Here is a 7,417-nt window from a genome sequence, read left to right on the forward strand (position 1 = left end):
CGGATTTTACATCCGCGATGCTTAAAAATTGTGAAGAGACCCTCAGTCTCCCGCGAAGACGAGCGACGCGACCCGTCGCTCGCGTTCGGTGGTCAGCAGGCTGCGTCCCGAAGGCGGGTGGGATCGCTGCGGGCATTCGACGCGGATGCAGCGTCGGCACCCCGGCCCGATCGGCGTGGCCGCGCCCTTCAAATCACGTCCCCGTGCCGCCGCCAACCCTTCGGCCAGCGACGCCTCCAGCCCCAAGACGATGGTGAAGCGCGCCACCACCCCGCTCGCGGAACGCCCCGCCTTGACCTCACCCTGCGCCAGGGTCAGGAACCGAACGCCGCCCTCCAACTCGACCAATTCAGTGAGCGTCTCGCCTGGTCGATCGACCATGGCGAGCGCCCCCCAAAGCGGGCAGCGCCCCTCCGCCTCGACCAGTGCCGGATTGGCCGCCCCGGCATAGCGTTTGGACACCTGCCCCGCGCGATCGAGCCGCATCAGGAAAAAGGGCAGGCCCCGCGCGCCGACCCGGCCCAGCGTCGTCAGTCGATGCGCCAATTGCTCGCGCGACACGCCGAACCGGCGTTGCAGGATGCCCAGGTCATAGCCGGTCGCCTCGCAGGCGCGCAGGAAACGGGCATAGGGCATGATCAGGGCGGCGGCGAAATACTGGCCGAGATAGCGGCGGAACAGGCGTTCGGCCGTGCGGTCGCCGAACGCCGCCCCCCGCGTCAGCGCATCGATCTCGCTGCGCGCTTCCAACAGGCCGAGCTGCATCGCCAGCGCAAAGACCCGTGCGGGGCCCTCCAGCATTTCCGACAATTGGATTTGCCGCGCGTGCAGATCGAGCCGGACGAGCGTGTCGGGCAGGATCTCGATCGGCAGGATACGAATGGCCAGCGCATGGCGGACGCGCAGCCGCTCCGCCAATGCACCATAGAGATCGGCGGCACCCATGCGCAATTCATCGGCCAGCGTCTCGGCAGCGGCATCGAGATCGGGAAAATGGTTACGCCAGCGCTCGATCTCGCGGCGGACCTGCACCGTCGGGTCGATGGCCATCGGAGCGGCGACCGTTGCCCCCTCCCCGCTCCAACGATCGAAGGCGCGGGCGAACGCCTCTACCCCGCCGGGTGCTGCGGCCAGCCATTCCTCCAACTCGGCACGGTCGATCTCCAAATCGGCGAACATCGGATCGGCCAGCCGCCGCCGCATCGCTGCCGCGCCGCCCCCCGGCGCATCCGCCGTCAGCGCGCGGGGATCGAAATCGAACGTCTCGACCAGCCGGACGAGCAGCGCTGCCGATACCGGCCGCTGGTTGCGCTCGATCAGGTTCAGATAGCTGGGCGAGATATCGAGCATCTCGGCCATCGCCGCCTGTGACAAGCCCTGCTGACGGCGCAGCCGCCGCACCGCATGCCCCGCGATCAGCTTTGCCGTGCTCATACCGTCTCCTCTCTCAAGGACAGGCTGGGCCCATCATTAAGGCTTGTCAATTCTTTACATCATGACTTTTGAGTAACTGCGATCAATGACCCCACCACCCGGCATTTCCGCTCTTTTCCTGTTCGCGCACACCGATCGACGCCATTCTCATCAGCAAGGACAGCGATTTTGTAAAGGACAAGGAAATGACGCAGAGCTTCTCCGATCTGGTTCCCGCCCCTGCCGGGCGGTTTGACGGGATCGAGCGCCCGTACAGCCCGGCCGATGTCCAGCGTCTGCGTGGTTCGGTCACCATCGAACACACGCTGGCTCGTCGCGGCGCGCTGAAGCTGTGGGAGTTGCTGAAGAGCGAGGATTATGTCCATGCACTGGGTGCATTGTCGGGCAATCAGGCGATGCAGATGGTGCGCGCCGGGTTGAAGGCGATCTATCTGTCGGGCTGGCAAGTCGCGGCCGACGCCAACACGGCGGGGCAAATGTATCCCGACCAGTCGCTCTACCCCGCCAATGCCGGGCCGGAGCTTGCGCGGCGGATCAACGCGACGCTCGCTCGCGCCGACCAGATCGAACATGCCGAGGGTGGCACGACGCGCGACTGGTTCGCGCCGATCGTCGCCGATGCCGAGGCCGGGTTCGGTGGCCCCCTCAACTGCTTCGAGATCATGAAGGCCTATATCGCGGCGGGCGCGGCGGGTGTGCATTTCGAGGATCAACTCGCCTCGGAAAAGAAGTGCGGCCATCTGGGCGGCAAGGTGCTGATCCCCACCCAGACGCATATCCGCAATCTGGATGCGGCGCGGCTGGCGGCCGACGTGTCGGGCGTGCCGACGATCATCTGCGCCCGTACGGATGCCGAAAGCGCGCGGCTGATCACGTCCGAGGTGGATGAGCGCGACCGTGAATTCCTGACCGGCGAACGGACGGCCGAAGGCTTCTATCGCCTGAAGGAGGGCACCGGCGTCGACCATTGCATCAAGCGCGGGCTGGCCTTCGCCCCCCATGCCGACCTGTTGTGGTGGGAGACGTCCAAGCCCAATCTCGACGACGCGCGCCGCTTCGCCGAGGCGATCAAGCGCGAGCATCCCGACAAGATGCTGGCCTATAATTGCTCGCCCAGCTTCAATTGGGAGAAGAATCTCGACCGCGACGACATCGCCCGCTTCCAGCGGGAGATCGGGGCGATGGGGTACAAGTTCCAGTTCGTCACGCTGGCGGGTTTCCACCAGTTGAACTTCGGGATGTTCGAACTGGCGCGCGGCTATCGCGACCGGGGCATGGCGGCCTATTCGGAACTGCAACAGGCCGAATTCGCCGCCGAGGCCGATGGCTATACCGCGACCCGCCACCAGCGCGAGGTGGGCACCGGCTATTTCGACCTGGTGGCGCAGACTGCGGCCGGCGGCGACAGCTCGACCACCGCGCTCGCCGAATCGACCGAAACCGCCCAGTTCGAACAGGCGGCCTGATCACCGACTTTGACAAGGAGACATGCCATGCAGACCGAACCCCAACGCAGCCGCGCCGTCTTCTCGACGGAAGACTTCGAGCTGATGAAGGAAGCCGTCGCCGAACACGTCAAGCGCGTCGCGGACGATCCCCGCTCGGTGAAGTTCGCGCATCTGTATCACCGACTGGGGCGGATCGCCTCTTGAGGTGATCCCTCGGCCTTCGACTTCGGCGCAACGCGCCGAAGTTTATCCTGAGCGGCTGGCTTGCCAGCCAGCCGAAGGGCTCAGGCTGAACGGTGGTTAGAATACATGCCAACCTCCGTTCGCCTTGAGCGATGTCGAGGGGCAAGCCCCACCCGTCAATGACTTCCTTGGGGAAGGAGGCACCCCGCCGGCATCCGTCGGCGGGGTTTGTTTTCGGGGCGGAACAACGCGCCGGATCGGACGCTTAGCGCTCCATGCCCGACACCGGCCTGACCGCGCGCATCCGCGAAAATATCGTCCTGTACGGCGCGCTGGCGGCCAATCTGGGCATCGGCGTCGCCAAGTTCATTGCGGCGGGTATCACCGGGTCGTCGTCGATGCTGACCGAGGGCGTTCACTCGGTCGTCGACAGCGGCAACCAGATCCTGCTGCTCTATGGCCAGAAACGCGCCAAGCGTGGGCCTGACGCTATCCATCCCTTCGGCTATGGCCGCGAACTCTATTTCTGGGCGTTCGTCGTCGCCATCCTGATCTTCGCGCTGGGCGCCGGCATCTCCATCTATGAGGGCTGGCTGCACGTTCGCGATCCCGAACCGCTGCGCGACCCGACGGTCAATTATATCGTGCTGGCGATCGCCTTCGCATTGGAGGGCGCGTCCTGGACGATCGCGGTGCGTGAGTTCCGCCGATCGAAGGGCGATGCCGGCTGGTGGCAGGCGATCCATGAGTCGAAGGACCCGCCCGGCTTCATCGTGCTGTTCGAGGATTCGGCGGCGCTGGCCGGGCTCGTCATCGCCGGGCTGGGGGTATGGTTGTCGCACAGCCTCAACGATCCGCGCATCGACGGCGTCGCCTCGATCCTGATCGGTCTGGTCCTGGGCTTGGTCGCCATCCTGCTGGCGCGCGAGGCCAAGGGACTGTTGATCGGCGAGCGGGCCGATCCGGCGGTGGTCGAGACGATCCGGGCCATCGTCGCCGACCGCCCATGGATCAGCCATGTGAACCACATCCGCACCATCCACACCGCCCCCGACAGCATCTTCGCCGCGATCAGCGCGGATTTTGTCGACAATCTGCCCATGGGGGCCGCCGAGACGATGATCGAGATGCTGGAGGACGACCTGCGCCGCGCCGTGCCCAGCCTGTCATCCATCTATATACGTCCGGAAAAGCACGAAAATGCGGCTACGGCCGCGCCCCAAGCTACGCTATGAGCGGGGTCATGACCAAGCCGATGCGAATCGCGTTCTCCTTCTTGCTGTGGATCGGATGCGCATGGCCGGCGCAGGCTGCGGTGACGATCACCTTCTGGAGCCATGAGCTGGGCAACAGCTTTCCCCATGCCTTCTTCTCGCTGCGCGGCACGGTGGATGCGACCGGCCAGCCCGTCGACGCCAATTACGGTTTCACCGCCAAATCGGTATCCCCCGCCATCCTGATGGGCACGGTGCCGGGGCGGCTCGACATCTCCAAGCCGTTCTACATTTCAACCAGCGACGCGCAGTTTTCCTATGTCATGACCGACGCGCAATATGCCGACATTTTGGCGCTGGTCGCGGCCTGGGACGACAAGATCGGCGATGGCCATTATAACCTGAACCGCCGCAACTGCGTCCATTTCGTTCAGGAAGCCGCCCGGCGGCTGGGACTGGCCGGGCTGGACCATCCGGAGCTGATGAAGAAACCGCGGTCCTTTTTGAAAGCGGTGGCGAGCGCCAATGCCGACAGGGTCACCGTGCTGGGCATGTCAGGCAAGGCCTATCTCGCCTCGCTGCCGCCCCTGCCGGCTTTGGGCTCGTCGATCGGTCAGTTGCCCCCGGCCCCGGCACTTCCAACCGCCCCCGCACCGACAGCCGCTTTACCGCGATCGGCCACCAGCTCGACGACATCCAAGAGCGATTCATAAGCCGGATAGGGAAAGGCGACCCGCCAGACGCGTTCGTCGACCCGCTCGACCACACCCGCCATGTCGCGCGCCCGGTCCTGCCCATAATCATAGGACCGCTCTTCATCCCCCAGCATCAATGTGCCCAGAAAGACGCTGCGCGCATCGGTATCGGGATAGATGCGCCCGATCATCCGCTGCGAGCCCGTCAGCTTGACCAGTTGCTTGCCGCCGTCCGACACGCGGCATCGGAAATAGGGATAGGCGACATAGGCCAGCGTGCTTCGGCCCTGCGATCCCAGCTTGATCGTGCGGCAGCGATAATCGCCATCGGGCAGACCGGGTTCGGCGATCGATCGATCGGGATTGGCGAGATTGCCCAATGCCGCCACGTCGCTGGCCCAGCCTCCGCGACGCGCTTGAGCCAGCCCCTTGATCCACGCCTCTCGCCAATTGCGCAGGCGCTGGCGATCCGCCTCGGTGGCGGCGCGACGCCAGTCGACCGCCTCGGCCTGGCGCCGTGACGCATGGGCGATGCTCGCGCCGCCGGCGACCGAAAGACCTAAAACAAGGGCGAGCCAATATGGCTTGCGCGCACGCATCACTGCGCGGTCCAGCCGCCATCGACCGACAGATTGGCGCCGGTGATCGACTTGGCCTCGTCGCGGCACAGGAAGAGAGCCAGCGCCGCGACCTGTTCGATGGTGACGAACTCCTTGGTCGGCTGCGCCTTCAGCAGCACATCCTCGATTACCTGGTCGCGGGTCAGGCCGCGCGCCTTCATCGTATCCGGAATCTGGTTCTCGACCAGCGGCGTCCAGACATAGCCGGGCGAGATGCAATTGGCGGTGATGCCGTCGGTCGCCACCTCCAGCGCCACCGTCTTGGTGATGCCGACCACGCCATGCTTGGCCGCGACATAAGCGGACTTGTTGGGGCTGGCGACCAGGCTGTGCGCCGAGGCGGTGGTGATGATCCGGCCCCAGCCTTTCGCGCGCATATGCGGAATGGCGGCGCGCATCATGTGCCAGGCCGAGGATAGGTTGATCGCGATGATCGCATCCCATTTCTCGACCGGGAATTCGGTGATCGGCGCGACATGCTGGATACCGGCATTGTTGATGACGATGTCGCATGATCCCGTCTCCGCCGCCGCCCGCTCGATCATCGCGGCGATTTCGTCGGGCTTGGTCATGTCGGCGGGATCATAGAGGGCAGCGGCGCCGCTCGCCTGTTCCAGGGCGGCGCGGTTCGCCTCGATCGCATCGGCATCGCCAAAGCCGTTCAGCATGACGGCCGCCCCCTCCGCCGCCAGCGCCCTGGCATAGGCCAGGCCGATGCCCGAGGTGGAGCCCGAAATGACCGCTGTCTTGCCCTTCAGGAACATGCGCTTCTCCTTGCCATGGGCCGCACCATGCGGCTTGGCATCCGCGCGTGCAACCGCCGGAAGGGCTTGGGGGTTCATTGGGCAAGACCCGATAGGTGGGCGAGGACGAAAGGGGTAACGCACGATGCGGCTCGACGATTATGACAACGATATCGACGTCGGCGAGGCGCGGGGCGGCGGCGGGTTCGGCGGCGGTGGCGGCGGCCTGCTGTTCGGCCTGTTGCCGCTGATCGGCAGCCGCTTCGGCTGCGGCGGGATCATCGTCGTCCTCATCATCCTGGCGGTACTGGGCATGAACCCGCTGGGCCTGTTGAACGGCGGTGGCAGCGGCAGTGGCAGCAATGCGCCGGTCACCCGCACGGCGGGATCGGCCGGCGGTGGCGAAAGCGTCCGCCAGGTCTGCGAGGCGTCACCCGAGCGCCGAGAAACCTGCCAAGCGTTCAGCAACGCCCAGAACACCTGGGAAAAGATCTTCGCCGAATCCGGGCAGCGCTTCTCGCCCCCGGGCCTGCGCTTCTTTAGCGGATCGGGCCAGTCGGGCTGCGGCGCGGCGCAGGCGGCCATGGGCCCCTTCTATTGCCCAACCGATAATGGCATTTATCTCGACACCAGCTTCTTCGATGAACTCGCCAACCGGTTCGGCGCGAAGGGCGACTTCGCGCGCTATTATGTCGTCGCGCACGAGTTCGGCCATCACATCCAGAACCTGCTCGGCACCTCGGATCAAGTCCGCCGCGCACAGCAGGCGGCAGGCGAGGCGGAGGGCAATGCCCTGTCCGTCCGGCTGGAATTGCAGGCCGATTGCTATGCCGGCGTCTGGGCCGCGAAGAATCGCGATCGGCTGGAGCCCGGCGATGTCGAGGAAGGCATGACCGCCGCTCGCGCCATTGGCGACGATACGCTCCAGCGCGAGTCTACCGGACGGGTGGTGCCCGACAGCTTCACCCATGGCACCTCGGAGCAGCGGATGCGCTGGCTGCGCCGGGGCATGGAGACGGGCGATCCGGCCCAATGCAACACTTTTTCCGGTGCGATCTGAAGCGCGCTTGATCGATCCCC

General features: G+C 65.5%; 8 protein-coding genes. 5 read left to right on the top strand and 3 right to left on the bottom strand.

What is annotated here, in order from left to right; all coding sequences use genetic code 11:
• Window positions 1-42 precede the first annotated feature (42 nt).
• A complete protein-coding gene (locus tag SP6_RS16285) occupies window positions 43-1,434 on the bottom strand; it encodes a helix-turn-helix domain-containing protein (protein WP_007404659.1) in 1,392 nt (463 codons plus the stop codon).
• A 185-nt stretch (window positions 1,435-1,619) separates the two neighbouring features.
• Here SP6_RS16285 and aceA point away from each other — a divergent pair, with 185 nt between their 5' ends.
• The 4 genes from aceA to SP6_RS16300 all read left to right on the top strand — a co-directional run bounded on the left by aceA (window position 1,620) and on the right by SP6_RS16300 (window position 4,992).
• Window positions 1,620-2,900 (top strand): isocitrate lyase, encoded by a 1,281-nt coding sequence (gene aceA, locus SP6_RS16290; protein ID WP_007404622.1) that lies wholly within the window; start codon window positions 1,620-1,622, stop codon window positions 2,898-2,900.
• Between the two features lie 27 nt (window positions 2,901-2,927).
• A complete protein-coding gene (locus tag SP6_RS21280; RefSeq protein ID WP_007404663.1) occupies window positions 2,928-3,086 on the top strand; it encodes a hypothetical protein in 159 nt (52 codons plus the stop codon).
• Window positions 3,087-3,340: 254 nt separating this feature from the next.
• Window positions 3,341-4,300 (top strand): cation diffusion facilitator family transporter, encoded by a 960-nt coding sequence (locus tag SP6_RS16295; protein WP_007404580.1) that lies wholly within the window; start codon window positions 3,341-3,343, stop codon window positions 4,298-4,300.
• A gap of 8 nt (window positions 4,301-4,308) precedes the next feature.
• On the top strand, window positions 4,309-4,992 hold the full coding sequence (locus SP6_RS16300; protein ID WP_007404510.1) for a hypothetical protein: 684 nt from the start codon (window positions 4,309-4,311) through the stop codon (window positions 4,990-4,992).
• Here the strand turns inward: SP6_RS16300 and SP6_RS16305 are convergent.
• Together SP6_RS16305 and SP6_RS16310 are read right to left on the bottom strand one after the other, a co-directional pair.
• Window positions 4,893-5,573, bottom strand: a complete 681-nt coding sequence (locus SP6_RS16305; protein WP_042469362.1) for a DUF4893 domain-containing protein — start codon at window positions 5,571-5,573, stop codon at window positions 4,893-4,895. The two genes, SP6_RS16300 and SP6_RS16305, sit on opposite strands and share 100 nt — an antisense overlap.
• Window positions 5,573-6,358 (bottom strand): 3-hydroxybutyrate dehydrogenase, encoded by a 786-nt coding sequence (locus tag SP6_RS16310; RefSeq protein WP_007404626.1) that lies wholly within the window; start codon window positions 6,356-6,358, stop codon window positions 5,573-5,575. Before SP6_RS16310 ends, SP6_RS16305 begins: the two co-directional genes overlap by 1 nt.
• Before the next feature lie 124 nt (window positions 6,359-6,482).
• Between SP6_RS16310 and ypfJ the strand changes: the two genes are divergently transcribed.
• Entirely contained in the window at window positions 6,483-7,397 is a 915-nt protein-coding gene (gene ypfJ, locus SP6_RS16315; RefSeq protein WP_007404598.1) for a KPN_02809 family neutral zinc metallopeptidase, read from the top strand.
• Window positions 7,398-7,417 lie beyond the last annotated feature (20 nt).

Origin of the sequence: Sphingomonas paucimobilis NBRC 13935 (assembly GCF_000739895.2) — a bacterium.
GTDB lineage: Bacteria > Pseudomonadota > Alphaproteobacteria > Sphingomonadales > Sphingomonadaceae > Sphingomonas > Sphingomonas paucimobilis.